The following is a 26,939-nucleotide window of genomic DNA, read 5'->3' on the forward strand; positions in this document are numbered from 1 at the left end:
TGTATATTCTTAACTAGAATGGGAATAATATAACCAAGGTCGAAAATATAGACTAAAGGCTGTGAATAGAAGAGTAGATGCGGTAGCTATTTACAGAGAACTGCGGCAGCTGAGAAGCGGTAATAGCTAAAGTATTGAAGATGGTCTAGGAGCTGTATAGCTGAAAGAAAGTAGGCTATACCGGTTAGCAGAGCCGTTATCTCTGTTTTAAAGCGGCCGCTTTTATAGTTTAGAAGCGGCAAGTAGGGTGGTACCGCGATAGTAATGATCTTGAATCTCTCGTCCCTGTTAGATGGGGAGGAGAGTTTTTTAGTTTTAAATAAGGCTTTATAGAGGGAGTGAAGAATAAATGACAAAGGATACTTTCTATGTAACAACACCGATCTATTATCCTAATGATAAGCTGCATATTGGCCATACTTATACAACAACTGCTGCGGATACTGTTGTTAAGTTTAAAGAATTGCAGGGTTATGAGACAGAATTAATTACCGGTTCTGATGAACATGGCCAGAAGCTGCAGAAGACGGCTGAGGAACATGGTATGGAGCCGCTGGGGTATATCGATGGCATTGTCAAGACTTTTAAGGAGTTATGGTCAACGCTTGAGGTGGACTATACTGAATTTGTGCGGACAACTAGTCAGGAACATAAGAAAGATGTTCAGCATATCTTCAAAAAGATCTACGATAAGGGTGATATTTACAAAGATAAGTATGAAGGCTATTACTGTACCCCCTGTGAAACATACTGGGCAGAAAGAGAACTGGATGAAGAAGGCAACTGTCCAGACTGTAACCGTCCGGTTGAGTGGGTAGAAGAAGAGAGTTACTTCTTTAAGATGTCTGAATATGAGGAGCAACTGCTGGAGTTTTTAGATGATAATCCCGACTTTATCCAGCCGGCTAAACGGCGTAATGAGATGATTAACTTTATTGAAGAGGGGCTGGAGGATCTCTGTGTTTCTCGAACTTCCTTTGATTGGGGGATTCCGGTGCCCATAGATGGAGACCATGTAATCTATGTCTGGTTTGATGCTTTGATAAGCTATCTTACTGGTATCGGTTTTAGGCGCGATGAAGATAAATTTGGTAGTTACTGGCCGGCAGATGTCCATATTGTTGGTAAGGATATTCTCCGTTTTCATACTATTATCTGGCCGGCAATTTTGATGGCAGCAGATATGGAACTGCCCAAACAGGTTTTCGGCCATGGCTTTCTGACTGTTGAAGGAGGTAAGATGTCCAAATCTAAAGGGAATGTAGTTGATCCTACCAAGTTAGTTAATGATTTCGGAGTGGATGCTGTTCGATATTATCTAATGCGTGAAGTTGCTTTTGGAACTGATGGTTCTTATTCAACAGAATCCTTTATCAGGCGAATTAATTCCGATTTGGCCAATGATTTAGGAAATCTATTGAACAGAACTGTAGCTATGGTTGAACAGTACTTTGATGGGGTGATTCCTGAGCCGAGATCGGAGACTGAGTATGATGCTGATCTTAAAAAGACGTCCCAACAAGAATTAGCAGCTATGGCTGATGATATGGAAAATCTACAGTTCAGCACAGCTTTAGAACATCTCTGGACCGTTATCAGACGTACTAATAAGTATATTGATCAGACTACACCCTGGATTCTAGCTAAGGATGAAGATAAGCAGGATAAGCTGGGGACTGTTCTCTATAACTTACTGGAAGCACTGCGAATTACAGCTATTGCTTTAAAGCCGTTTTTGCCGGAAGCACCGGCTAAGATCTGGCAGCAGATCGGTATCAAAGCTGATCTTGACCAGCAGAGATGGTCTGAAGTTGAAGAGTGGGGATTGTTAGAAGCCGGATTGGAGGTTAATCCTGGAGATCCGATCTTCCCCCGTATTGATGCAGAAGAATATTTTGCTAAGCAGGCTGAAGCTGAAGATGATGAGAAGGAGGAAACAGAAGAGATGGTTGAAGAAGATAAAATTACTTTTGATGACTTTACTAAGCTTGATTTGAGAGTAGCTGAAGTTCTGGAAGCTGAAAGAATTGAAGGTAGCGATAAATTATTGAAGCTGCAGGTAGCCTTGGGTGAAGAGAGAAGACAGTTAGTTGCTGGTATAGCTAAACATTATGAAGCAGATGAGTTAATCGGTAAGAAGGTATTAATGGTGGCCAATTTAGAACCTGCAACTATCTTTGGAACTGAATCTAATGGAATGGTTCTAGCAGCATCAGATGATGAAGGAGAATTAACTCTGACTACAGTTGATCAGGATATTGCCAGCGGTAGTCAGGTAGAATAGATAGGAGTGGTCTGGAATGTTAGTTGATACACATGCACATATCGATTTTCCGCGGTTTGATGATGATAGAGATAAAGTAATCAAACGAGCTAAGGAGAATAATCTGGAGTATATTATCAATGTCGGTGCTGATGAAGCATCCAGTCAGCGCTCCGTTGAATTGGCCCAACATCATGATATGATCTATGCTGTTGTAGGAGTCCATCCTCATGAAGCTAAGAGTGTAACGGAAGAGACTTACAGCCGGCTTAAAGAATGGGCAGCTGAAGATAAAGTGGTAGCTATCGGGGAGACTGGGCTTGATTATCATTATGATAACTCTCCCCGACAGGTACAACAGCAGGTTTTTAGGCGCCATATCCGACTGGCTAAAGAAGTAGATCTACCATTGGTAATCCACAGCCGGGAAGCTGAAGATCAGACTATGGAACTTCTGAAAGAAGAAGAAGCTGAAGAAGTAGGAGGAATTATTCATTGCTTTCCTGGTGACCAAAAGATGGCAAACCAGGCTTTAGACCTTAACTTTTATATTGCTGTTGGTGGAATATTAACTTTTAATAATTCCTATCAACTCCAGCGGGTTGTAAAACAGATACCGCTGGATAGGCTGTTGCTTGAAACTGATGCACCGTATTTAACTCCTGAGCCTAACCGAGGGAAGAGAAATGAACCTGCTTATATAAAGTATGTAGCTGATAAATTAGCCCAGATTCTGCCCCATTCGACTGAAAAGATTGCTGCCGTGACTACCGAGAATGCAAAAGAGGCCTTCAGTATCGCCTAAGGGGATATAGATTTGATTTTTAATTTAAATTAAATTATGTTATAATGATTATATTCCTTAATTTGGTGAGGAGGTCTCAAGATGGATATTACCTATGGATTAGGGGATTCCCTTTACTTGAATTTAACTAATCGCTGTACTAACCAATGTGAATTCTGTGTAAGACAGTATAAAGATGGAATTGCAGGCTATAATCTACGTTTGGATAAAGAACCGACAGTTAAAGAAGTGATTGCTGAAATTGAGAATCCAGAGGATTATGAGGAGATAGTCTTCTGTGGTTATGGAGAGCCTTTGATTCGTTTAGAAGCAGTAATAGAAATAGCTGATTGGCTGCAGAAGTTTGATGTAGCAGTGAGAATAAATACTAATGGCCAAGCAAATTTGATCCACCAACGTAATATCGTTCCGGAGTTGAAAGGCTTAATTGATACTATTTCAATTAGCCTTAATGCTAAAAATGCTAAAAAGTATAAACAGTTATGTAATCCGGAGTTTGGACTTGATACCTTTCCGGCAATCTTAGATTTTATAGAAGAATGTAAAGGGATAATTCCTAATGTAGTCTTAAGTGTTGTTAAGTATCCTACTACTAGTATTTATGAGTGTAGAAAGATTGCTGAAAACCTTGGTGTTGAGTTTAAAGTTAGACAATACAGTCAGTCTGATACAAAAGAAGATAATTAATATCTATAATTTTAATTGGAGGGTATGAAATGAAGCTGTTTATTGATACTGCTAATATTGATGAGATTAAGGATATGAATCAGCTAGGAATCCTATCCGGTGTAACTACTAATCCTTCTTTAATTGCTAAAGAGTCAGGACAGAGTTTTGAAGATATTATCGAGGAGATAACATCGGTAGTAGATGGTCCTGTCAGTGCCGAGGTGATCAGCACTGAGGCTGAAGGAATGGTAGAGCAGGCTCGGGAGTTGGCTTCTATATCTGATAATGTAGTAATTAAGATACCGATGACTAAAGAAGGTTTGACAGCTGTTAATCAGTTATCTCAGGAAGGGATTAAGACCAATGTAACCTTAGTCTTTTCAGCCAATCAGGCACTTTTAGCAGCCAAAGCCGGTGCTACTTATGTCAGCCCATTTATGGGGCGGCTTGATGATATCGGCCATAATGGAGTTGAAGTAGTTAAAGAGATTGTTCAGATCTTTAAAGAATATGAGCTTGAGACTGAGATAATTGCAGCCAGCGTTCGCCATCCTAAGCATGTTAAAAAGGTTGCCAAGGCAGGTTCGGATATTGCTACAATTCCGTATGGAGTGTTAGAAAAGATGTTAGGCCATCCTAAGACTGATGAAGGACTTGATAAATTTTTAGCTGATTGGGAAGAAGCACAAGAGTAAATTAAGTACTAGAAGATAAAAGTGAACCCTAGCTAGGGTTCACTTTTCTATTAGATATTTAGAGGTGGTAATAATAATGGAAAAGAGAATAGCAAATCCCAGTACAACTAGAGAAATTTTAGAGGAGAATGGTATTCAGCTCAAAAAGAGCCTCGGTCAAAACTTTTTAGTTGATCGGAATATCATTGATAAGATTATTGTCAGTGCTGATTTAACTTCATATGATCATGTGATCGAGATCGGTCCTGGAATCGGTTCTTTAACCCAACGGTTGGCTGAAGGGGCTAAAGCAGTCTGGGCTATCGAACTTGATGAAAGATTTATTAAAATTTTAGAAGAGAATTTAAGTAACTATAATAATGTTAATTTTATTCAGGCTGATGCTTTGGAATATGATTTTGAACAGTTATTAACTAAATTAAGCGGAGAATCTATCAAGGTAGTAGCAAATCTACCATATTATATTACAACTCCAATTATTATGCGTCTATTAGAAGAAAAGTTACCATTTGAACGAGTAGTAGTGATGGTTCAAAAAGAGGTAGCTGAGCGGATAGTAGCTACTCCAGAAGATGGTAAGAAGTATGGTTCACTTTCTTTAGCAGTTAGGTATTATTCTCAGCCGGAGATTACAGGAACAGTTCCTAGGACTGTCTTTATGCCGCAGCCAAAAGTAGATTCAGCAATAGTAAAGATGGAGATTAGAGATAAACCGCCGGTTGAAGTTAAGGATGAAGAATTATTATTTAAAGTAATTCAGGCTGCTTTTCAGCAGCGCCGGAAAACGATCAGAAACTCTTTGAGCAAAGCTGCTAATTTAGATTTAAAACGAGATTTAGTTGATCAGGCTTTAGACAAGGTAGATATAGAATCAAGAAGGCGGGGAGAAAAACTGGATTTAGAGAGGTTTACTGCTTTGAGTAATAGTATTTTTGATCTGTTAAGTTAGTTTTATCTAAAAGCAGCCGGCTTAGTAAGTGAGAAGATGTCGGAAAGGATAGTAACTGACTTAAATATTGAAATCCATCTTGATATAGGCCGGAATGGTGAGACTCGTGATTTAATTAAAGAGGTAGTAGGTATGGTAGTCGGTAATGGATATGAAGCTAAAATTAAGCCTTCGGCCTATGCTGCTTCTCATGTAGCTGATAGATATACAAAATAACCATTGACATATCTTTTTCTTTCTGGTATAATTGATTTTTACCTTGACATTTTATATTTGATATGTTATAATAATTAAGACTTTAATAGATGGAAGGTGGACTGGTATGGGGGATAATATTCTAGAACAGATCAAGAGTGATTTGGAGTCCTTTGTAGGAAAAGAGGTTAGTCTGAAAGCCAATCAGGGCAGACGTAAGATAATTAAAAAGGAAGGCGTTCTCGAGGAGACTTATTCTAATGTCTTTGTAGTTAAAGTTGAAGAAGATAGAGCACCCCGTAAAGTATCTTATAGTTATGCTGATATCCTAACAGAAACTGTAGAAGTTCAAATAAAGAATAATAATACAAAGATCGGTTGTGTCAGTGTTTAACTTTTAACACAAGTGATGGAAATCACTTGTGTTATTTTTACTTTAAACATTAATTTTGATATATTATAATTACATACAACTGTTTCATCTTAGTAAGGAGGAAGCATTATGGCTAAAAAGAAGGTAGTTCAATCAGTGGATAGATCCTTGATTATTTTAGAAGCACTAGCAGATAAAGGAAAACCTATGGCTTTAAGTAATTTAGCTGAGGAGATAGATTTAAATATTAGTACTGTCCATAGACTTCTTAATACATTGCGGTTACGCGGTTTTATAGAACAGGAAGAGGATAGCGGAAAGTATTATTTAGGACTTAAGACCTTCGAAATTGGCAATGCAGCTAAAAAGAATATTAATTTAATAAGTATTGCTAAACCATATATGCAGGATTTAGTAGATCAATGTAATGAGACTACTAATTTAGCTATTCTGGATGAGGGAGAAGTTGTCTATATTGAGCAGGTGGCTTCTACTAATATGGTTAAAATGTTTGCTCAAATAGGAAGTAGAGGACCGGCTTATTGTACCGGAACAGGAAAGGCTTTATTGGCTTATGAGGATCCTGACCAGTGGTCTGAATTGTTTGCTAAAATGGATTTTGGTAAATTTACTGATAATACTAAGGTAGATTCTGAAGTGTTAAGAGCGGAATTAAAGGAGATTAGACAACAGGGATATGCTATAGATCGGGGTGAGATGGAAGAAGGAGTTCGCTGTGTAGCTGCACCGATTAAGAATCATGAGGGAGAAGTTATAGCTGCTGTTAGTGTTTCAGGTCCCAGTATTCGATTGACTGAGAAGTATATTGAAGAAGAAGTAATTGAAACGGTAGTGGAGATAGCTGGGCAGATTTCTGCTCGTTTAGGATATAGGATATAAATTTTTTAAGAATTTAAGCAGGATTTTTGCAGCTTTATCCAGAACAACTGTAATTGAAAGTGTTTAAAAATGGTTTTTACAATATGAAATTTTTCCTATACTTAGCTATAAAGGGGGGGGAGTAGCAGAGTAGTACAGTAGCGGAATAAAATATTAATAATTGTTACATTAACGTCTAATAGTCAAAAATTCAAGTTGAGGAGTGAGAAAATGAGTGAATATATAGCAGAAGTAATGGATCAAGTAAAAGAAAGAAATCCTGATGAACCAGAATTTCATCAGGCTGTAAAGGAAGTTTTAGAATCTTTAGAACCGGTTTTTGAAAAGGATCCGAAATATAAAGAAGCAGGTATTTTAGAAAGAATTGTTGAACCAGAGCGTCAAATTATCTTTAGAGTGCCTTGGGTAGACGATGAAGGTAATGTTCAGGTTAATCGAGGCTTTAGAGTGGAGTTTAATAGTGCCCTTGGGCCTTATAAGGGAGGATTGAGATTTCATCCAACTGTTAATGTAGGACTCATTAAGTTCTTAGGCTTCGAACAGATCTTTAAGAATGCCCTAACTGGTCGTCCTATCGGCGGCGGTAAAGGCGGTAGTGACTTTAACCCTAAAGGAAAGTCCGATGGAGAGATTATGAGATTCTGTCAAAGCTTTATGACTGAATTATACCGTCATATTGGACCGGATACAGATGTGCCTGCTGGAGATATCGGTGTTGGTGGTCGAGAGATAGGTTATCTATTTGGACAGTATAAAAAGATAGTTAATGCTTTTGAAGCGGGAGTCTTAACTGGTAAAGGTCTAGACTGGGGCGGAAGCTTAGTAAGAACTGAAGCTACTGGTTATGGATTAACATATATGGCTGAAGAGATGCTTAAGGATCAGAATGATTCTCTAGAAGGTAAGAGAGTTGTTATTTCTGGTTCTGGTAATGTTGCCATCTATGCTACGGAAAAGGTACAGGAACTGGGTGGAAAAGTTGTTGCTCTCAGTGATTCCGATGGCTATGTTTATGATCCAGAAGGAATTGACCTTGAAGCAGTAAAACAGATTAAAGAGGTAGAGAGAGGAAGAATTAAAGAATATGCTGAAGGCCGTTCAGAAGTTGAGTTCTGTCCGGAAAGCTTTGATATCTGGGATGTAGAATGTGATGTTGCACTACCGTGTGCTACACAGAATGAACTTGATGGTGAATCTGCTCAGACTTTAGTCGATAATGGCGTTATGTTAGTAGGAGAAGGAGCTAATATGCCATCGACTCCAGAAGCAATCAAGATCTTTAAAGAGAATGATGTTCTCTTTGCACCAGGTAAAGCAGCTAATGCTGGTGGAGTTGCTACTTCAGCTATTGAGATGACTCAAAATAGCATGCGTGAGTCATGGTCTTTTGATAGAGTAGATGAAACTCTAAATGATATCATGGTTGATATCTATGATGTCTCTCAAGAAAAAGCAGCAGAATATGGAAAAGAAGGCGACTTGATTGCTGGTGCTAATATTGCCGGTTTCTTAAAGGTTGCCGATGCAATGTTAGATCAGGGTGTTGTGTAAGCTTATAGTTATTAGTTAGAAAATAGTTTTACGTTCTGGTTAATTGGACAGCTCATTCTATGGGCTGTCTGATTGCTTTTAAGTAAAGAGAATAGAGGAGGAAGATAATGTTTGAGATTATAGAAAAGAAGGCTTTAGCGTCAGAGATTGTTTCTCTTATTGTTGAAGCACCTCTGATTGCTGCAAAGGCTGAGCCGGGGCATTTTGTAGTTGTCCGTGTTTCTGAAACAGGTGAGAGAATTCCCTTGACTATTGCGGATTATAATCGGGATAGAGAAACTATTGAGCTGATTATTCAGGCAGTAGGATACTCAACAATTCAGCTATCAAAGCTTGAAGAAGGCGACCAGCTGCTTGATGTTTTAGGACCATTGGGTGAACCAGTGGAGATTGAAAAGCTTGGAAGAGTAGTCTGTGTTGCTGGAGGAATAGGTGTAGCGCCGATCTATCCTAAGGCTAAAGAGTTAAAGGAAGCTGGTAATGAGATTATAAGTATTATCGGAGCTCAGACAGAAGAGAAGCTGATTATGCAGGATAGAATGGAGTCTATTTCTGAAGAACTCTATTTAGCTACTGATGATGGCTCAATAGGACATGAAGGCTTTGTAACAGAGGTATTGGAATCAGTGTTAGAAGAGAATGAAGTAGATGAGGTAATTGCTATTGGTCCAGTGGTGATGATGAAAGCAGCCTGTGAAGTAACGGCAGATTATGGTATAGATACTGTAGTTAGCTTGAATCCGATTATGGTTGATGGTACTGGTATGTGTGGAGGCTGTCGAGTGACTGTTGGTGGCGAAAACCGCTTTGCCTGTGTTGATGGACCGGCTTTTGATGGACATAAGGTAGACTTTGTTGAATTAATGAGGCGCCAGGACCATTACCATCCTCAGGAAGAGAAAGCTATGCACCGCTGTAAGTTAGAAGAGGAGGTGGGCAGAGATGGCTAATAGACAGAAGATGAAGAAGCAGCAGCCTGAAAAGAGAATTAATAACTTCCAGGAAGTAGCCTGTGGCTATACTAAAGAGGAAGCAGTAAAGGAAGCAGAACGCTGTCTTCAGTGTAAAGATTCGCCCTGTGTTGACGGCTGTCCAGTAGAAGTTCCGATTCCTGACTTTATTGAGGAGATTACTAATGAAAACTTTGATCAGGCAGCTGAACTGGTCAAAGAGAAGAATGCTCTGCCGGCTATCTGTGGAAGGGTCTGTCCACAGGCGGAACAGTGTGAAGCAGAGTGCATTCTAGGTAAGAAAGGTCAGCCAGTTGCTATCGGTGCCTTAGAGAGATTTGTTGGTGATTATGAATTAAAACAGGATAGAGAAATTGAAGCTAAAACTGATAAAGATATCAAAACAGCAGTTGTTGGTTCTGGACCAGCCGGTTTGACAGCAGCGGCTGATATGGCAAAGCTTGGCTATCAAGTAACAGTTTTTGAAGCTTTATCAGATCCAGGCGGTGTTCTTCGATATGGTATTCCGGAGTTTAGACTGCCTAAATCAATTGTAGATGAAGAAGTACAGGAGATAGAAAATTTAGGAGTAGAGGTAAGACCTAATACTTTGATTGGTTCTACTCTTACCTTTGATGATCTACAAGAAGAGGGTTATGAAGCAGTCTTTGTCAGTACTGGGGCCGGTCTGCCTTACTTTTTAGGAATTCCTGGTGAGAACTTAAATGGAGTCTACTCAGCCAATGAATTCTTAACACGAGTTAATTTGATGAATGCTTATAGATTTCCTGAGTACCAGACACCAATAGAAGTAGGAGATCATGTGGCTGTCGTAGGTGCTGGAAATGTAGCTATGGATTCAGCCAGAACAGCACTGCGGTTGGGAGCTGAGGAAGTTTCAATAGTTTACCGCCGTTCTAGAAATGAAATGCCGGCTAGAGAAGAAGAGATTGAACATGCTGAAGAAGAGGGAATAGATTTTAAGTTACTACGGAATCCGGTTAAGATTCTCGGTAATGAAGAGGACTGGGTAGCAGAGTTAGAATGTGTTGAGATGGAATTAGGTGAACCAGACAGCAGCGGACGGCCGCGGCCGATTCCAATTGAAGATTCTAACTTTACTATTCCTGTAGAGACAGTAGTTATTGCAATTGGGCAGGGTCCTAATCCATTGTTATCTAAAAAAGAATTAAATTTAGAGACTACTGAATGGAATAGCATAGTCGTAGATGATGATACGTATCAGACATCAATTCCTGGTGTCTTTGCTGGTGGTGATGTAATCGGCGGTTCAGCAACAGTAATTGCCGCTATGGGTGATGGACGAAAGGCTGCTCGAGAGATTGATAAGTATTTACAGCAGAAATAATAGATAAGTCAGCCAGCCACTAATTCATTATGAATTAGTTGGCTGGTTTTTATTTTTTTACACGTCTCCTTTCTAATCTGAATAGTATGTTGTAGTAGTTTAGAAAGGAGATGATCAGAGTGGAAAGAATACAAAGCTTAGTTAAGAAGTATTATAATCAAATATTGAGTCTTAAGAATGTTGTCGGTGTTGGCTGTGGATATAAGGAAGTAGATAATACAGAAACAGATGACGAGGCATTAGTAGTTTTAGTCGAAGAGAAGTTAGATAAGGATGAATTAGAATCACATGAGTTAGTACCTGAGCAAATAGAGAATACAGATACTGATGTAGTTGAGGTAGGAGAGTTAGAATTATTGGCTTCGCGAATGGAACGGCTACGTCCGGCGCAACCAGGGGTAAGTATCGGCCATTATAGAGTTTCAGCGGGGACCTTTGGAGCAGTAGTGAAAGATAGACAGACTAAAGAACCGTTAATTTTATCCAATAATCATGTACTGGCTAATCTGAGTACTGGCCATGATGACCGGGCTAAAAAGGGAGATCCTATCTTGCAGCCGGGACAGCATGATAAGGGGGAGCGTGATCGTGATGTTATTGGTCATTTAGAAAGATTTAGCCCCTTGCACAGAAAAACAGAACCAGCATCAAGTGCTGTTATACAAGGGGTAGAGAATCTTTTAAATGGAGTTGGTGATGTAGTTAAATTTCCTTATTTAATTAAGTTTATTCGAAAAAATAAGACCAGTAATTTAGTTGATTGTGCAGTAGCTAAACCGGTTTCTGAGGATGTAATAAGTGATAAAATTTTGGAAATTGGTAAGGTAGAAGGAATTAAGCAGCCTAAAGTAGGCATGGGAGTAGTTAAAAGCGGTAGAACGTCTGGACGGACTGAGTCTAAAATTAAGGCAGTACATGCTACAGTGGAAGTATCTATTACCGGTAACGAAAAGGGGGTCTTTAATGATCAAATTATTACAAAACCTTTTTCTAAGCCGGGAGACAGCGGTTCATTAATTTTAGACCATGATCGTAGTGCAGTAGGATTATTATTTGCTGGTTCGGAGAAAAGTACTGTCTGTAATCGAATTAGTAATGTACTAGATGAATTAAAGGTAGAATTTATTTGATGGTAATAAGCTGTGGTTGATTTAACTATATCAGCCGTTTTAAGTATTATTAAAAAAATTGACATAATAAAATAACTCTGCTATAATATATGCATAATTAAAAATGGTTCTTAGGGATGTTTTTTTAAATTTTATTGATAATGATTTTCAATTATATAAATAAATTGATTAATCTTAAATGGAGGGGACAGTGATGAATTATATGACACTACATCAATTAAAACAGGGAGCAAGCGGTAAAGTAATTGATTTTAACGGCGGCTGTGGATTAGTTAATAAATTAAATTCTATGGGAATTCGGGAGGGAAAAGAGATAACTAAAATAAGTAATTCTTTTATTGGAGGACCTGTAACTGTTCAATTGGATAATGCTAAAATCGCAATTGGTAATGGAATGGCAGAAAAGATTATCATCGAGGAGAATAATTAATGAATGTCTTTTTGATGGGAAATCCTAATGTAGGCAAGAGTGCTTTATTTTCTCGTTTAACTGGAACGAATGTTACTTCCTCTAATTATGCTGGTACTACAGTTGAATATACAGCGGGTAAGATGGAATGGCAGGATGATGTAATTGATATCATAGATGTACCCGGTACTTATTCATTGGACCCAACTAATCAGGCTGAAGAAGTAGCTGTTGAAATGATATCTGATGCTGATTTGATCATTAATGTACTTGATGCTACTAATTTAGAACGGAATCTTAATCTTACACTACAGCTTCTTGAACAGGATGTTCCTATGATAGTTGCACTTAATTTTTGGGATGAGGTTCAACACCGCGGAATTGAGATTGATATTGATAAATTGGAGGAGTATCTAGGAGTACCAGTAATTCCTACTTCAGCTACAAAAGGGAATGGAATTAGAAATTTAATTGAGTTATTTGATTATAGGAAAGTTACTCAGTATGATAGCAGAACTACTGAAGAGCGTTGGTCAGAGATCGGTAAGATTGTAGAAGAAGTACAAGCAATTGATTATGATGGACATTCCTGGTTGGATAGGTTGGAAGATTTATCTATTAAGCCTTTAACTGGATTACCGATTGCTATTTTCGTTTTACTTCTTTCGTTTAAAATTATTCGTTTTATCGGTGAAGGGTTAATTGGTTATGTAACAGAGCCTTTTTTTGAAGTGGTTTATAGACCAGTTATTATGTGGTTGAGTGAGCTGTTAGGCAGCCAGGGATTTATTCATGATTTATTGATCGGCCAGTTAGTTGAAGGGCAGGTTGATTTCGAACAGTCCTTTGGTTTATTGACAACAGGAATCTTTATTCCATTCGCGGCAGTATTGCCATATATTATTGCTTTCTATTTTATTTTAGGTTTTTTAGAAGATACAGGTTATTTACCGAGACTGTCAGTTTTAAGTGATAATTTAATGCATAAAGTTGGTCTGCATGGTTTTTCTATAATTCCTATGATTTTAGGATTTGGCTGTAATGTTCCAGCTGCATTAGCAGTGCGGACACTAGAAAGTAGACGGGAGAAGTTTATTGCCAGTACTTTGATGGCTATTTCAGTTCCCTGTATGTCCCAGACGGCTATGATTGTGGGATTATTAGGGTCTTATAGTAATAAATATATCTGGTATGTATTTGGAACTTTAGCTGTAGTCTGGATTATAGCTGGATTTTTGCTTAATAAGTTATTGCCGGGCTTTAGTTCTGATTTACTGCTGGAGATTCCCCCTTTAAGAATACCGAATCCAGGGATTGTAGTTAAGAAATTATGGATTAGGATGTTAAGCTTTCTTCGGGAAGCTATTCCTTTTATGCTGGCAGGAGTTTTGATTGTTAACATCTTTTATTTTCTGGGAGTCTTTGACCTGATGGCAGTAATCTTAGGACCGGTTTTGGATAAGGTTTTTGGCCTACCCCAGGAGGCTATTTCAGCTCTATTAATGGGCTTTTTAAGAAAGGATTTAGCTATGGGGATGCTGGTCCCGCTTGATTTAACAGTTAAGCAGTCAGTTATAGCCAGTGTAATTCTTACTATCTATTTTCCCTGTGTAGCTACTTTTATGGTTTTAATAAGAGAGCTAGGATTTGTTGATATGCTGAAGGCTACAGCGGTAATGTTAATTTCTACTTTAGTAGTTGGAGGTTTTGTTAATTTTGCCTTTCAAGGCGGTGGATTTACACCACAGAGTTGGTTGGTTCTGGTCGGAATTGTATTATTGATTAGATTTCTTCCTAATATAGTAGAGAATGAAGAGGTTAATTCAGTTTAAAGCAGATAAACGCCTCCCAAGAATAGGAGGCGTTTTTATTTGAGTAAGAATATAATTCTCTACTGCATATAATAAATTATAGATATAGAATAGGTCTATTCTATAAATAAGGATCTTTAGGAGGATTAATGGTGCGGCTTATATTCCACTTGCAGACTCTGCTTAATAGGATAGAGAATTTATTAATTAAAGACTTATTGGCAGATTTAGAGGAAGAGTTAGAAATAGAGATTTATTTTCAACAGCAAGACTTAAACCTAATCGAGTATAAGCAAGTGGATTTAGTAATTACTGATAATTATACAACAGCTAAACTGTTATCTGAACGGAAGACAATACAGGTTATTTATTGGTATAGAGGCTGGAATGATAACTTAGAAACCAATAATCAGTCTGATTTTACAGTAGTAGTAACAGAGGACAGCAAACTGGACAGCCTTCCGGATAATTTACAGGAAAGAGCAGTAGTTATTCCCTTTGGAGTAAAAGAAGAATTCTATAAATCGATATCAGAAGAAAAGTTAATAACAATAGAAAAACGGAGAATTATAATTCCCGGTTATGGATTAACTAGAAAGGAAATAGAATTTTTAATTAATGCTGTGGAGTTAATTAATGATACTTGCCCAATTGAAGTTATTATTTTGAGCAGAGATGAATTAATATTTGATACAGAAGTGGCTTATAAAGTAATAGATATTGAATCTTCACAAGAGAGAATAATTCAGTATGCTAGTGCTGAGTTGGCTTTAGTAATTAAGGGGAAGAGAAATTATAGATTAACTACTTTAGAACTTATGGCTTCTCAAACGCCAATAATAATTATTGATAAAGATATATCTTGGAATTCTATTATAGATGATTACTCTGAATTGATTGAATTCAATAGAAAGCAGATTGGAGTTAGAGCTTTAAAGTTATTAAGGGATAATACATCAGCTAAAAAACTTATTAAAAAAGGATGGGAGATAGCCAAAAGCCATCAATGGCAGAAGACAATTCAAAGATGGAGTGATTTAATTACCGAAGAATCTGCTGATATTGATTTAGGTATCAGTAAGGAAAGAAGAATAGATATAATTTTAGTTAATAATAATAAACCAAAAATATTAAAGGACTGTGTAAGAAATATTCAGGAAAATACTGATTTTAATTATAGAATAGTAGTAATTGATAATTATGGTTGCAGAAGCAGTCTGCAGGATTTTAGATCTTCAAGTGGGCTAGTTATAATAGAGCCTAAAAAGGGATTAGGTTATGCTCAGGCCTATAATTATGGAATTAAAGCAGGTAGCAGTCAATATATTCTATTGATGGATACTTCCTTTCGAACTACTGTAGGTTGGTTGGATTCTTTATTAAGTATCCTACAGAGGGAGAATGAAGCAGCTATTGTTAAGCCTCAGATATGGAATGAAGATAAAGAGAGGATAGGTTTGGAGCTGAATGAATTATTTGAACAGACTTCATTTCAAAGTGAAGAAGAGTGGCTAAATACTAATAGAGCAGTATATTTATTTGGTAGAGAATTAGTGGCTGACCTAGGTTACTTTGATAAGTACTATTCATTCTATTTTGAGACTATTGATTATCTACTTCAAGCTAAAAGGATAGGATATAACTTCTATGATTCTAAAGAGAGTAATCTTTATAAAGTGAAACAGGAAGCTGGCTTTACTGTAAAAGAAAGCCAGGAGCTTATCAATGATCGTGAATTATTTATTAGAAGATGGAAACCGGCTGATTTAAAGTAGAGAGAGGATAGTTGATATTCTGTGGAATTATACCTATCCACATAGGTTATCCACAGAATGTGCAAAAGCCTGTGGAAAATGTGGATAAGTGCCTGTATATAATAGTTTTTCTGTGGATATATCTGTAGAAAACTCAAATAACCTGCTTGATTGTTAAGAATTACATTCAACTTTTAGAAATTTCTATGCTATAATCAGAATAAGATTATATAAGTAACAAGTAATTTACTTATAAATAATAAACTGTGAGGAGCATAATTATGCGTGGAGATAAGTATATTGCCTCTCTATTGATTATAGTTCTGTTGTTGCCTAGTTTGATGGTCTTATTCTGGACAGGTCCGGTGTATGCTGTTTCAGGATTGGATAATCTGGAATCAAATAGCAGCTTTTTATCAGTATTAAAAGGATTGGTAGCTCTTTTTATCTTGAATAAGATAATCGGTAATGGAGATTCTGCTTCAGCAGAGCCGCCTCAAGAAGATGATCCAACTCCTATTGATAATGGGGATAATAATTCAGAGGATAATGTTGTTATAGAAGAGCCTGGGGATAATGAAGATAGTAGCTATTCAGATCAGAAAGATAATAGTTCTACAGATGAAACTGCTACTGATTGGACTGAAATGGAAGTAACAAGTATGACTTCTGCTGAAGCAGAGATGTTACAGCTTTTGAATCAGGAGCGGACTCAGCGCGGTTTAGAACCGCTACAGGTGGACTTAAGATTAGTCCAGGTAGCGCGGGCTAAAAGCCAGAATATGATTGATGAGGATTACTTTGCCCATCAGTCGCCAACATTAGGATCACCTTTTGATATGATGCAGGCCTTGAATATCAGTTATGATTTTGCTGGTGAGAATATTGCTGGTGCTGGAACAGTAGCGCGAGCTCATAAACACTTAATGGAAAGTCCTGGACATAGAGAGAATATTCTGCGGCCGCGATTTACACATGTCGGGATCGGTATTATTGAAGGTGGGCCTTACGGGATGATGTTTTCTCAAGAGTTTATTGATAAATAAAGTTGAATACTTGTAATTTTATTTTTAAGCGAGATGGTAGAGTAATTAGCCGTCTCGCTTTTTTATTTTGTTTGAATTTAGATGCACGAAATAAAGCTTAGTACATAAATATAATTTAAATTCATAGATGCTGGATTAGGTTTAATTTTGGTAAAGTGCAGCTTTATTGATATATTGTGTCACCTGCAATATTTTCGTATATACCTCTTATTTGTAATTGCCTAGTATAATCAATATGAGTTCATTCATGATATTGCAGGAATAGTCAATATATATCCGCCGCTTGTCGTTCGCTCAACATCCTGTTTCGCTCACTGTCAAAAACTGGTCCTCCACCGTCCGTGGTTCCGGACCAGTTTTAAGAGTCGCTATGGACACATATTGACTATTGATAATAGAATATATTGAACTACAAATAGTCAACATTTCTCTGGAGCGACTCTTAAAAAGAACTTGGAGCCATGGAGGTTGTAGAATAATTTCTTTTTGTTCTTAGTCCTTTAGATTTGCTCAATACTACCATATTTAGCTCTAAAGGTTACTCCCATAGCCAGTCATTGGTTTGTATGCTGGCTATGGCGGAAAGTTCTTTTTTGAGAGTGAGTGAGACAGGACGTCGAGCGAATGGCAAGCGTAAGAGATTTGTTGACTATAATCTGCAATATCTCAAACGAACGGTAAACGTTTGCAAGATATCAACTCTAAACTGCAACATTATATCAATTTTAATTAGTTTAGTTCACAATTTTTGGATTTATATCATATTGTATAATGACTTGTAAAAAGTAGGAGAGAACTATAAAAGGAGGTGAAAAAATGTCAAAATTTAATTTACAAGAAAAAAATAACAGCAATGTGAATGGTAATGACTTTGCAGTAGAAGTACCTTTTTGTTGCGTTCAGGTTGTTCCAGGAAATCTGGAAGTGGTAGAAGATAGACTTGAAGCTGAGGATCTTAAAATGACCTTTACTCCTAAGTTAGAATGCTGTATCAAAGAAGAAGATTTATCTTGTATTGCAGATAATGTATCATGTTCCATTGATGGAGAGGTATTAAGACTAGTTGGCTGTATTGAATATGCTATATCAACTATAAATGGTACTCCTGATCCAGTTAGGGGGGACTTTTCTACCGAAGCTCCTCAACAGAATTCTGCTGATGTTAGCTGTAAAAGCACTGTGTGTGTAAATGAGATTATCTGTTGTGGTCAAGATTTAGAGTGTCCGGATGATTTAGATCTCAATGAGATAACTGTTAACTTTGAAGATGCTAAAGTTAAAGACTGTCCTAAGTGGGCTGATGAACCTGATAAGAAGATTATTAAGTTTACAGGGAAATTTAGACTTCCAACATTACCAACCTGTCCTGATGAGAATGGAAATGGTAATGGCGATGGAAATGGCAACGGAAATGGCAATGGAAATGATAATGGTGATAATGGAGATGAAGAAGTATGTGGCTGTCAGGTAACTGGTGACTTAAATACTGGTGGAAATCCAGATGAAAGAGTTGACTTAAACTTACAGGTCTGTACAGGTTGTACTCCAGAAAATAGTTTAGTAAGTTATAATAATACGTTAGAAGACAACGATATTCAATTAGATCTATCACCGGATGATGAAGAACCTGAAGGAATTGATTTAGTAACTTGTGAAGAAATTGCAGAGATTGAAGGTGGATTAAGGGCAACTATTGAAGGCCAAGCATCGGTCACAGTTGGTGAGGATTCGTTTGCTGCTTGTGACTTCACTATAGTAGTTACAGATACTCCCCCTCCTACTTCAGACACAATAGAAGAAGTGGAGATAATCTGTGATGATCAATCAGTGCATACTGTTACTGAACCAATTGAAGGTGCTCAGGCAATTAATATTCAAGATATCTGTCCACTTCCACCCCAACAATAGAATGGAATAAACTATCTTTAATGAAAATTACGTTTGTAATATTTTAATTCACAACTTTTAGATTTATATCATATTATGTAATGAATTACGGAAAAAAATAGAAAAGGATCTGCAAAAGGAGGGGAGAATAGAGGTGGATTTTGCAATGACCGCTGATAATGTACTGGAGTATTTTAGAGCAGAAGATGATTCAGAAGCATCAACAGAGGAAGAAGTAGAAATTACAGTTTTCAGCGCAGAAGATAATAGTGATGATTCACTTGGTGATTTTAATCTGGCCGCTGAAGAGATAGGAGAACAAGTAGAAGATGATGAAACTGAGATTGAAGCTGAAGAGGTAGAGGAGCAAGTAGAGAATAGTAGTCAACAAGATAAAAATAAGAAAGGAGGTGAAAATATGGAAGAACAAGAAGTTAATTTACAGCATGGAAGTGATGATTTTGCAGCAGAAGTACCTTTCTGCTGTGTTCAGGTCGTTCCAGGAAATCTTGAAGTGATAGAAGATAGACTTGAAGCTGAGGATCTTAAAATGACCTTTACTCCTAAGTTAGAATGCTGCATCAAAGAAGAAATGCTAGAGTGTACTGCAAATGGTGCAAACTGTCAGATTGATGGAAAAGTAGTAAGATTGGTCGGCTGTATTGAATATGCCATATCGACTATAAACGATATTCCTGATCCAATTAGGGGTGAATTTTCTACCGAAGCTCCTCAACAGAATTCCGCTGATGTTAGCTGTAAAAGCACTGTATGTGTGAATGAGATTATCTGTTGTTGCGAAAGAGATGAGTCAACTCTAATAGATACAGATTTATGTGATGATTTAGATAGTTTATTAGACAATATAGAAGTTAAATTTAAAGCTGCTAAAGTTAAAGACTGTCCTAAATGGGCTGATGAACCTGATAAGAAAATTATTAAGTTTACAGGGAAATTTAAGCTTCCAAAGTTGAATAATCTTCCTGCTAGTAATTCTTAATCTAATAGTTTAAAAATAATAAGTGATTTAGAAAAGCCTAAGCTGCTCCTAATCAAGGAGCAGCTTAATTTTAAATTAGTATCACATTTCAGTCTTTTAATTAATATTATATTAATAAGTTTGATAAATTCGGATGGTGGTTGAAAGTAAAAAATGAACTTGAAGAGAAATTTTAGGAGAATATTATTCAACAAGAGCAGCTAACTGTTCTTACCAGTACTTCTGTATTGAAAATAAGTGTAATGGGGTGGAAGAATGAAGACTTATCGATTAGAAGAAGAACAGGTCTACAGTACTCAGCAAAGAGAAGTCAGCAGGCCCCAAGTTTATAGTACGTATTTAGATCGGTGTGGAAATAGACAGAATAGAGAATCTAAGCCGTCTAAACAGAGTCCAATTAATAGATTAGTTTATAAGAAACAGAATTTAATTAGAAATGGAGATTTTTCACATTGGAAGAATCAGGATCAACCAAAGTTCTGGCAGGGTAAAAACATAACTCAGACATCTACTTCTAAAACTGGTGCTAAAGCTGTACAGTTAAATCAGATTACAGATGGAGAAAGTAAAAATGGATCTCAGCTGTGGCAGAAAGGTGAATGCTGCAGTAATATCAAGGTTAATCTACAGTTTTCGATTGCTACATTAATAATTGACAGTAGTAAACCGCTGCCTTGTAATCCAGAGATTACAGTAGAGCTTAACTGGTTAGATAGTAAAGGGGATAAGCTGGATACAGGATTGGAATTTATAATTCCGGCTGATAGTATACCGGCTGCCCAGTGGACCTTCTTCAGTAGAGTATCCAGTGCGGCTCCACAGGGTACTGAAGGTTTTTTATTATTATTTGCTGTAGATGCGGGAACGCCTGTAGCCTTGGATAATCTTAATTTGATTACATTATAATCTTAACAAAGTGGGTTAGAAGGAGGGGTTAAGTAGTGTCAAATTTTGAACAGCAGGTTAATCTTAAGCGATTAGAATTGGATCGAACTGTTAATAAGATTAAGGACATCAAAGCTGAGGTAGAGGCTGTAGAATCAAAGGTTAGAGAAGGGAAGATAATCTTTAGCGGTGTAGTTGCAGAGGATATTATCTATGTTGGGCAGGAAGGTATTATCTATCATCAGTTTGAGGAACTGGATTTTAGTATCTGTTTGCCAGTAGAAAAAGAAAGTGAGGATCAAGAAGTGGAGCTTACTCCCTGGATTGAATATCTTGATTTTCAACTTGCGGATGAGGGCAAGCATCTAGAGCAGAAGATAATGTTGAAAGTACATACTCTGTTAATGAAGGAATCTCAACTAAAGGTAAAACCTGGAGCAGCAGATACTTATCGGGTAGCTGTTATAGTTAACGAGGTTGAAAAAGAGCAGATAATTGAGGATAAATTTAGTTTTAGATCAGAAATGAACCGGCTTAAGCAAGTTGAAGAAGCAACAGCTGAGGTAAAGAATTTAGAGTCTAAGCTTGTCAGTGGGCAGGCAATAATTCAGGGTAAGTTACGACAACAGTTCTTTTTCTGTGATGAACAGGATATCAGCCGCCAGGAGGAGCGGGAGTCTACCTTTGATGTTTCTGTAGATATTCCTGATGTAAATTCTGATCTACAGCTAGAGGTTGAACCCCTAATAGATTCACTTGACTGGCAAGTAATTGGTCCTGAAACTATTTCAACTCGGATAGTATTGAAACTCCAGTTGAGAATAATTGATTTTAGAGAGATGGGTTTAGCTTTAAATCCTACTGGTCCGACAATGGTATTGGATGAAGCTGTTTTGAGCAATCAGAAACAGACTATAGAGGTTAATACTTTTGAATTAGAATCATTTGCTTCTAATATTAGAAATATAGATGTAGAGTTAACAGACTTAGAGCTGGGAATGATTTCTGATTATATTATAGTCGAGGGCCAGCTTGAGTATGATATATATTATTTAGCTAACCTCCAAACTGAGCCCAATGTAGAATGCTATCAACAGGAGGCTGTACCATTTTCTACTCTTATAAAAACCTGTGGAATCGAAACAGGAATGGAAGTGGTGATTAAAGAGGCAACAGAGGTTGAAGAGATTGAATTGCTTAATAATAAGACACTTAAGCAGGAGACGCTTATAGATTTAGAAGTTTCAGTTTTTAAAAGAGAGCAGGTTAATGTAACTGTTGATGAAACTGGAAGATTGATTACTGGTCAAGTGGTAATTGATGAAGGAATTGAGGAATTTATAATCGATATTTCTACTTAAAAGTTATGGTTATTGGAGTTAGCCGACTACTTAAGTAGCCGGCTAATAGAAGTTATTTTACTAAGTTTATATCTTCATCAAGAGATGGATCGAAGTACTTTCGACTTATTTTAATAATGATACCGGATAATCCTAATAGGGCAATTAAGTTAGGAATAATCATCATAGCATTTGCTACATCGGAAATAGCCCAAATTAAGTTCAGCTTACTATTAGCTCCAATTAATATACAAAGTAAGTATAGAATTTTATATGGTTTAACTGCTTTATTTCCTAATAAGTATTCAACACATTTTTCTCCATAGAAGCACCAACCTAGAGCTGTAGAAAAAGCAAAGAAGATAATTCCAATTCCAATTAGAAATCCTCCTGGACCTGGCATTCCTACATTAAATGCTTCGGTAGTTAATGCAGCTCCTGTTAGCCCACTATTCCAGACACCAGTTACTATAATAGTTAAAGTAGTTAGAGTACAAATAAGAATTGTATCAATGAAAGTTCCTGTCATTGCAATTAAACCTTGTCGTACTGGACTATTTGTTTTAGCAGAAGCATGAGCAATTGGAGCACTACCAACACCTGCTTCATTAGAGAATACTCCTCGTGAAACACCACGCTTAATAGCCATCATAACTCCTGCACCGGCAAAACCACCTACAGCAGACTGCCCGTTAAAAGCCGAAGTAATGATTAAAGATATAGCTTCAGGAAGTTCCCCGAGATTAGTTAAGAGAATATATGCAATTGATAGGATATAAAGTGCACTCATAAGAGGAACAATTTTACCAGCTACTTTAGCAATACGTTTGATTCCTCCTAGTACTACCATACCAACTAAGATTGCCATTATAGTTCCTGATACCCAAGTTGATATTCCGAAGTTAGCGTCTAAGGCATCGGCCAAAGAGTTAGCTTGTACTGTAGCACCAATTCCAAACCAGGATACCAGTATTCCACAGAATGCAAAGAAAATTGCTAGAGGTCTCCATTTTTTTCCTAAGCCTTTTTCTATGTAGTACATTGGACCACCTGACATTTCACCAGCTTCATTTTTAACTCTATATTTAACAGCTAAAACTCCTTCAGCAAATTTGGTAGCTGTACCAAATAAAGCAGCGATCCACATCCACAAGGCAGCTCCTGGACCACCTAATGAGATTGCAGTAGCAACTCCTGCTATGTTTCCAGTTCCAATTGTTGATGATAAAGCTGTAGCTAAAGCTTCAAATCCTGAAACATCTCCTTCACCTTCATCATCATTCTTGGTAAAGATTAATTTTAGAGCATGAGGAAGCTTTGTTATAGTAATAAATCGTAATCTTAAAGTTAAGTAGATTCCTGTCCCTATAAGTAAAACTAACATTGGAACACCCCAGACTATTCCACTAGCTGCATTAAAGAAGCTTAATAATTGTTTTTGCATTTTTATGTACCTCCATTATATTTTTGAAAATTGAGTTAATATACAATTGATAAATAAAAGTAAAGATAATAAATATTAAGTCAATTAATTCAAAATTTTGTTAAATTTCACCTCCCTTATGTAAGTGAATTTAGTCTTAAATGATTATTTTGTGGTAAAACTCACAATCACAAAAATAAAAAACAGAGATAGCTAATTTACTTCTAGCTATCTCTATTCTAAAAATTAGTTTAGATAAATATTATATCATATAAATGTTTTTTTGCAATTAGGTTATTGAATAATTAATTTCATATAAATTGGCTAGCAAGTTAAATTTAACTTCTAAGTTATATCGTTCTTTTCTATAATTTATTTCATTGGTTAACTTTACTCACTTTTTACAATAATGAACATATAATATATTGAAAGAGATAGAGCTTGAGAGGAGGAGGTTATATGATTGGAGTACTGGTAGTTATTGCTGTAGTAGTGTTAGTAAATATTCTGTTAACTGCAAGTTATATCTACTTATTTATTGACTATTTTAATCTATTTAAAGAAGATACAAGAAGCTTTATTATCAACTATAATAGGTCTTTTGAACAAGAATCTGTAGATGATCAGAATCTAAATCACTGTGAGCAGGAGTATATTGAAACCTTTGCTGATTAGAGTTTTAAAGATTAATTCTAACCGGGATAAAGATTTTATCTCGGTTATTTTTTTGCACATTTCGCTTTTGGCCGGCATATAATATTAAAGAGAAGAGCTTTATCTGTGAGGTGAGGTAGAGTGGTTGATTTAACTGGAATTGAATTGGTAGAGGTTCCAGTATTAGTTGAAGAAGGTAATGCTCAGGAGATGTTAGTTACTGAGTTTGAATTAGTGGAATCAGCTAAACAAGTAAAGAGTGTTGATTCTGTAATTAAAAACTTAAACTGCGAAATAATAGAGGATAGAGTGATTGTAGAGGGGAAGATACATAAACAGATCCTTTATATTGCTGAAGAGGATTTGGTTCGTTACCAGAAAGAAGAATTTGAATTCAGTACTTTACTTAGTCTGCCTGGAGTTAAGCCGAGAATGGATGTTAGGATTAATGCTGTAATTAAAGGGGATAATACTGAATTATTAGAAGAGGGCAGTCTGATTAAGCAGAAGACATTATTGGATATTCATGTTTTGGTAGAAAAGAGAGAAAGATTATTTGTAGAATTAGGCTCTAAGGAGCTAGTGGTTGTGGATAGAATTGTTGGTGAGAATAATAATCAGACTATAATAGAGGGGTTATTAGAATTGGAGATTCCTGCTTTTAAAATAATGGATATTGAAGTCCAATTGGAGGACATCTCTATAAAAATTTTTACTGATAAAGTCATTGTAGAAGGAAATATAAAAGAAGAAATTTACTTTATAGATCAAAAGAGAGTAGAATGTTATTGTAAAAAGAAATTATCATTCATTCAATTTATTGATCTGGTAGGGGTCAAACCAGGGATGAATATTAATCTTGATTCTGAAATCAGAGATATCCAGTATAGATTAAGTGGTGATGGGGTAGAGCTATCACAGAGGGTAATGATTAATTCTATAGCCAAAGCAACAGATAGAATAGAGGCAAATCTTAAGGTTGATTCTGAAGGAAAAGAGGTGCGGCTGTCTAAGCTAATTAATAAAACAGAGGAGCAGATTTTAGAAGAATTTCTTATTTCTTTGGATACTCCAGCAGTTAAGATTAAGAATGTTGATATTGAGATGGCTGATATAGAATCAGAATTGATGACAGATAGAGTTATTCTGACCGGAAGATTAAAACAGAATATTTGCTTTATTGGAGAGAATAATATTGAGCGCCATCAGCAGAAGATAACTTCTATTGATCTATTTTTAGATTTACCTGGAGTTTCACCTATAGATACAGCTGTTGATGTAGAATCAGAGATTATGTTTGTTAAATCGGACTTAGCTTCAGCTGGAGAGAGGCTAAAAGAGAAAGCAGTTCTCAAATTTTCTATTAAAGCTTTTCAAGATCCCCCTGTTACAGAAGAGATAGCTGTAGTATCAGTAGAAGATTAGCTGGTGTTAGAAGGTTGATTATTTAAAAATAGGGAGGAAGCTAGCAGTGGAAAAAGGTTTTTATCTGTATTGTGTTTTAAACTCTACAGAAGAGTTAGATATTAATATATTAGGTATAGATAATAAACATGAACCATATATTATTTCTTGTCAGGAAGTAGGAATTTTAGTAAGTGAGGTCATGCTTTCTGAATTTGGCCAGCAAGAATTGGCTGAAAAGGTACAGGACCTGGCCTGGCTGCAGAGAAAAGCTAAGCGGCATGAGCAGGTTATAGAAGAAGTTATGAGTAAGACATCAGTAATTCCGCTTACCTTTGGAGTTATCTTTAAGAAGGAGATTAGGCTCAAAGAAGCCATTTCTCAATCATTACCTGAAATTAAAGAAACCTTTGAAGTAATAAATGGTTGTGAGGAATGGGGTTTAAAGCTTTATTGTGACTTTCTGCAGCTTAGAGATTCTATGTCAAAGATCAGTCCTGAAGTAAAGGAGATAGAGAGCAGACTGGAAAAGAGTCAGGGCGCAAGTATGGAATTTTTAGAACAGAGGTTAGAGCAGGAACTGGATAACAAAGTAAAGAAAGAGGCCTTTAGAATAGCAGATGAGATATATGAAGAATTATCAACGATAGCAGTTCAGGATCAGCTAAATAAAATAGAAGATCTAGAGATTGATGGTTTTTCAAAGCCTATGCTGCTTAACTCTGTTTATCTTATAGGTAAAGATAGGTCGTCTGATTTATTGATAAAATTAAAGGAGCTGGAGGTTAATTATTCTGATTTAGGATTTTATTTTTATTATTCAGGTCCTTGGCCCCCTTATAATTTTTCTTATTTAGAATTATAGAAGCAGAAAGTAATTTATCACTTATGGAATTAATATTATTAATATAGGGATTTAATTGAGATTGAATCTTTCTGTAGCTAACTTTACTGCATCTGGATTATAGAGAAGGAATAATAATTTCTCTTTATAAAAGTAATTAGTTTTAATCTTAAAGATATGGATTAGCCTATTATCCTTAGAGCCGATCATAGTTACTTTATAATTTCGATATTTAATTTCGTCAACTTGGCCTCTAAGGATTATAATTAAAAGTTCATCTTCAGCTAAATTATCGGTTAGTTTAGGGAGCTGATAGGCAGCAGTTATTTCTTCAGCTTCAGTTAAGTTAGAGAAGATATGGATTTTTACTGCTGAATCTTTGTTTAGCAGCTCATGGTTTTTAATTAATTCTGCATCATATAGATCAATGGGAATGTATTCTACTGCTGGATAGGGAAAAATTTCATCCGGATAACTAAAAGACATATTATCCTCCTTAAAATTTTGAGACTATACTATATATTTATGTTTCAAAAGGGAAAACTGTGAACGTTAATCAATATTTGGTAATAATTACCTAAATGTTTTGTACACATTTCCATTTATGGTGCATATAGTATAATGAAAGGTTTA

24 protein-coding genes, 1 pseudogene and 1 other annotated feature are annotated in these 26,939 nt (G+C 36.4%); of the genes and pseudogenes, 23 read left to right on the forward strand and 2 right to left on the reverse strand.

The window, feature by feature from the left end:
* The first annotated feature begins 52 nt into the window (after window positions 1-52).
* Window positions 53-290 (forward strand) — a binding site (T-box leader).
* A gap of 59 nt (window positions 291-349) precedes the next feature.
* From metG to acear_RS00410, 20 genes and pseudogenes are all read left to right on the forward strand, one after another.
* Entirely contained in the window at window positions 350-2,284 is a 1,935-nt protein-coding gene (metG, locus tag acear_RS00315) for a methionine--tRNA ligase (protein WP_013277052.1), read from the forward strand.
* A gap of 16 nt (window positions 2,285-2,300) precedes the next feature.
* Window positions 2,301-3,068, forward strand: a complete 768-nt coding sequence (locus acear_RS00320; protein ID WP_013277053.1) for a TatD family hydrolase — start codon at window positions 2,301-2,303, stop codon at window positions 3,066-3,068.
* A gap of 81 nt (window positions 3,069-3,149) precedes the next feature.
* Window positions 3,150-3,755 (forward strand): TatD family nuclease-associated radical SAM protein, encoded by a 606-nt coding sequence (locus acear_RS00325; protein ID WP_013277054.1) that lies wholly within the window; start codon window positions 3,150-3,152, stop codon window positions 3,753-3,755.
* Window positions 3,756-3,784: 29 nt separating this feature from the next.
* Window positions 3,785-4,432, forward strand: coding sequence for a fructose-6-phosphate aldolase (gene fsa, locus acear_RS00330; protein ID WP_013277055.1), 648 nt, complete (start codon window positions 3,785-3,787; stop codon window positions 4,430-4,432).
* A 76-nt stretch (window positions 4,433-4,508) separates the two neighbouring features.
* The gene (gene rsmA, locus acear_RS00335; RefSeq protein ID WP_013277056.1) at window positions 4,509-5,381 is read left to right on the forward strand and encodes a 16S rRNA (adenine(1518)-N(6)/adenine(1519)-N(6))-dimethyltransferase RsmA; all 873 of its coding nucleotides are present in this window, start codon (window positions 4,509-4,511) and stop codon (window positions 5,379-5,381) included.
* Between the two features lie 21 nt (window positions 5,382-5,402).
* Window positions 5,403-5,597, forward strand: a pseudogene (locus tag acear_RS00340) (ribonuclease H-like YkuK family protein); the annotation flags it as partial.
* Window positions 5,598-5,703: 106 nt separating this feature from the next.
* Window positions 5,704-5,970, forward strand: a complete 267-nt coding sequence (locus acear_RS00345) for a Veg family protein (protein ID WP_013277057.1) — start codon at window positions 5,704-5,706, stop codon at window positions 5,968-5,970.
* Window positions 5,971-6,078: 108 nt separating this feature from the next.
* Window positions 6,079-6,849, forward strand: a complete 771-nt coding sequence (locus acear_RS00350) for an IclR family transcriptional regulator (protein ID WP_013277058.1) — start codon at window positions 6,079-6,081, stop codon at window positions 6,847-6,849.
* Window positions 6,850-7,059: 210 nt separating this feature from the next.
* Window positions 7,060-8,400 (forward strand): NADP-specific glutamate dehydrogenase, encoded by a 1,341-nt coding sequence (gene gdhA, locus acear_RS00355; protein WP_013277059.1) that lies wholly within the window; start codon window positions 7,060-7,062, stop codon window positions 8,398-8,400.
* A 107-nt stretch (window positions 8,401-8,507) separates the two neighbouring features.
* Window positions 8,508-9,350: a sulfide/dihydroorotate dehydrogenase-like FAD/NAD-binding protein gene (locus tag acear_RS00360; RefSeq protein ID WP_013277060.1), complete on the forward strand. Its 843-nt coding sequence runs from the start codon at window positions 8,508-8,510 to the stop codon at window positions 9,348-9,350.
* Window positions 9,343-10,719: an NADPH-dependent glutamate synthase gene (gene gltA, locus acear_RS00365; protein WP_013277061.1), complete on the forward strand. Its 1,377-nt coding sequence runs from the start codon at window positions 9,343-9,345 to the stop codon at window positions 10,717-10,719. The genes acear_RS00360 and gltA overlap by 8 nt, the downstream gene beginning before the upstream one ends.
* 110 nt (window positions 10,720-10,829) lie before the next feature.
* Window positions 10,830-11,849 (forward strand): chymotrypsin family serine protease, encoded by a 1,020-nt coding sequence (locus acear_RS00370; RefSeq protein ID WP_425358449.1) that lies wholly within the window; start codon window positions 10,830-10,832, stop codon window positions 11,847-11,849.
* Window positions 11,850-12,042: 193 nt separating this feature from the next.
* Window positions 12,043-12,279 carry a FeoA family protein gene (locus acear_RS00375; RefSeq protein ID WP_013277063.1) on the forward strand — a complete coding sequence of 79 codons (237 nt, stop codon included), beginning with the start codon at window positions 12,043-12,045 and terminating at the stop codon, window positions 12,277-12,279.
* Window positions 12,279-14,090, forward strand: coding sequence for a ferrous iron transporter B (locus acear_RS00380; protein ID WP_013277064.1), 1,812 nt, complete (start codon window positions 12,279-12,281; stop codon window positions 14,088-14,090). Before acear_RS00375 ends, acear_RS00380 begins: the two co-directional genes overlap by 1 nt.
* Window positions 14,091-14,221: 131 nt before the next feature.
* Window positions 14,222-15,844 carry a glycosyltransferase gene (locus acear_RS00385; RefSeq protein ID WP_041667161.1) on the forward strand — a complete coding sequence of 541 codons (1,623 nt, stop codon included), beginning with the start codon at window positions 14,222-14,224 and terminating at the stop codon, window positions 15,842-15,844.
* 260 nt (window positions 15,845-16,104) lie between these two features.
* Entirely contained in the window at window positions 16,105-16,869 is a 765-nt protein-coding gene (locus acear_RS11970) for a CAP domain-containing protein (RefSeq protein WP_013277066.1), read from the forward strand.
* An 816-nt stretch (window positions 16,870-17,685) separates the two neighbouring features.
* Complete coding sequence (locus acear_RS00395) at window positions 17,686-18,777, forward strand: hypothetical protein (protein ID WP_013277067.1); 1,092 nt, start codon at window positions 17,686-17,688, stop codon at window positions 18,775-18,777.
* A 133-nt stretch (window positions 18,778-18,910) separates the two neighbouring features.
* On the forward strand, window positions 18,911-19,756 hold the full coding sequence (locus acear_RS00400; RefSeq protein WP_041667169.1) for a hypothetical protein: 846 nt from the start codon (window positions 18,911-18,913) through the stop codon (window positions 19,754-19,756).
* 255 nt (window positions 19,757-20,011) lie between these two features.
* Entirely contained in the window at window positions 20,012-20,662 is a 651-nt protein-coding gene (locus acear_RS00405; protein WP_013277069.1) for a hypothetical protein, read from the forward strand.
* Between the two features lie 35 nt (window positions 20,663-20,697).
* Window positions 20,698-22,002 carry a DUF3794 domain-containing protein gene (locus tag acear_RS00410; protein ID WP_013277070.1) on the forward strand — a complete coding sequence of 435 codons (1,305 nt, stop codon included), beginning with the start codon at window positions 20,698-20,700 and terminating at the stop codon, window positions 22,000-22,002.
* Window positions 22,003-22,054: 52 nt separating this feature from the next.
* Here acear_RS00410 and acear_RS00415 read toward each other — a convergent pair whose 3' ends face one another.
* Window positions 22,055-23,425 (reverse strand): alanine/glycine:cation symporter family protein, encoded by a 1,371-nt coding sequence (locus tag acear_RS00415; protein ID WP_013277071.1) that lies wholly within the window; start codon window positions 23,423-23,425, stop codon window positions 22,055-22,057.
* A 438-nt stretch (window positions 23,426-23,863) separates the two neighbouring features.
* On the opposite strand from acear_RS00415, the gene acear_RS00420 reads away from it, so the two are divergent.
* From acear_RS00420 to acear_RS00430, 3 genes are all read left to right on the forward strand, one after another.
* Window positions 23,864-24,079, forward strand: a complete 216-nt coding sequence (locus tag acear_RS00420; RefSeq protein ID WP_013277072.1) for a hypothetical protein — start codon at window positions 23,864-23,866, stop codon at window positions 24,077-24,079.
* 120 nt (window positions 24,080-24,199) lie between these two features.
* Window positions 24,200-25,483 (forward strand): DUF3794 domain-containing protein, encoded by a 1,284-nt coding sequence (locus tag acear_RS00425; protein ID WP_013277073.1) that lies wholly within the window; start codon window positions 24,200-24,202, stop codon window positions 25,481-25,483.
* A 46-nt stretch (window positions 25,484-25,529) separates the two neighbouring features.
* Window positions 25,530-26,327, forward strand: coding sequence for a GvpL/GvpF family gas vesicle protein (locus acear_RS00430; RefSeq protein ID WP_013277074.1), 798 nt, complete (start codon window positions 25,530-25,532; stop codon window positions 26,325-26,327).
* A 51-nt stretch (window positions 26,328-26,378) separates the two neighbouring features.
* On the opposite strand, the gene acear_RS00435 is transcribed toward acear_RS00430, so the two are convergent.
* The gene (locus tag acear_RS00435) at window positions 26,379-26,792 is read right to left on the reverse strand and encodes a hypothetical protein (RefSeq protein WP_013277075.1); all 414 of its coding nucleotides are present in this window, start codon (window positions 26,790-26,792) and stop codon (window positions 26,379-26,381) included.
* Window positions 26,793-26,939 lie beyond the last annotated feature (147 nt).

It is taken from the genome of Acetohalobium arabaticum DSM 5501 (assembly GCF_000144695.1).
GTDB classification, from domain to species: domain Bacteria; phylum Bacillota; class Halanaerobiia; order Halobacteroidales; family Acetohalobiaceae; genus Acetohalobium; species Acetohalobium arabaticum.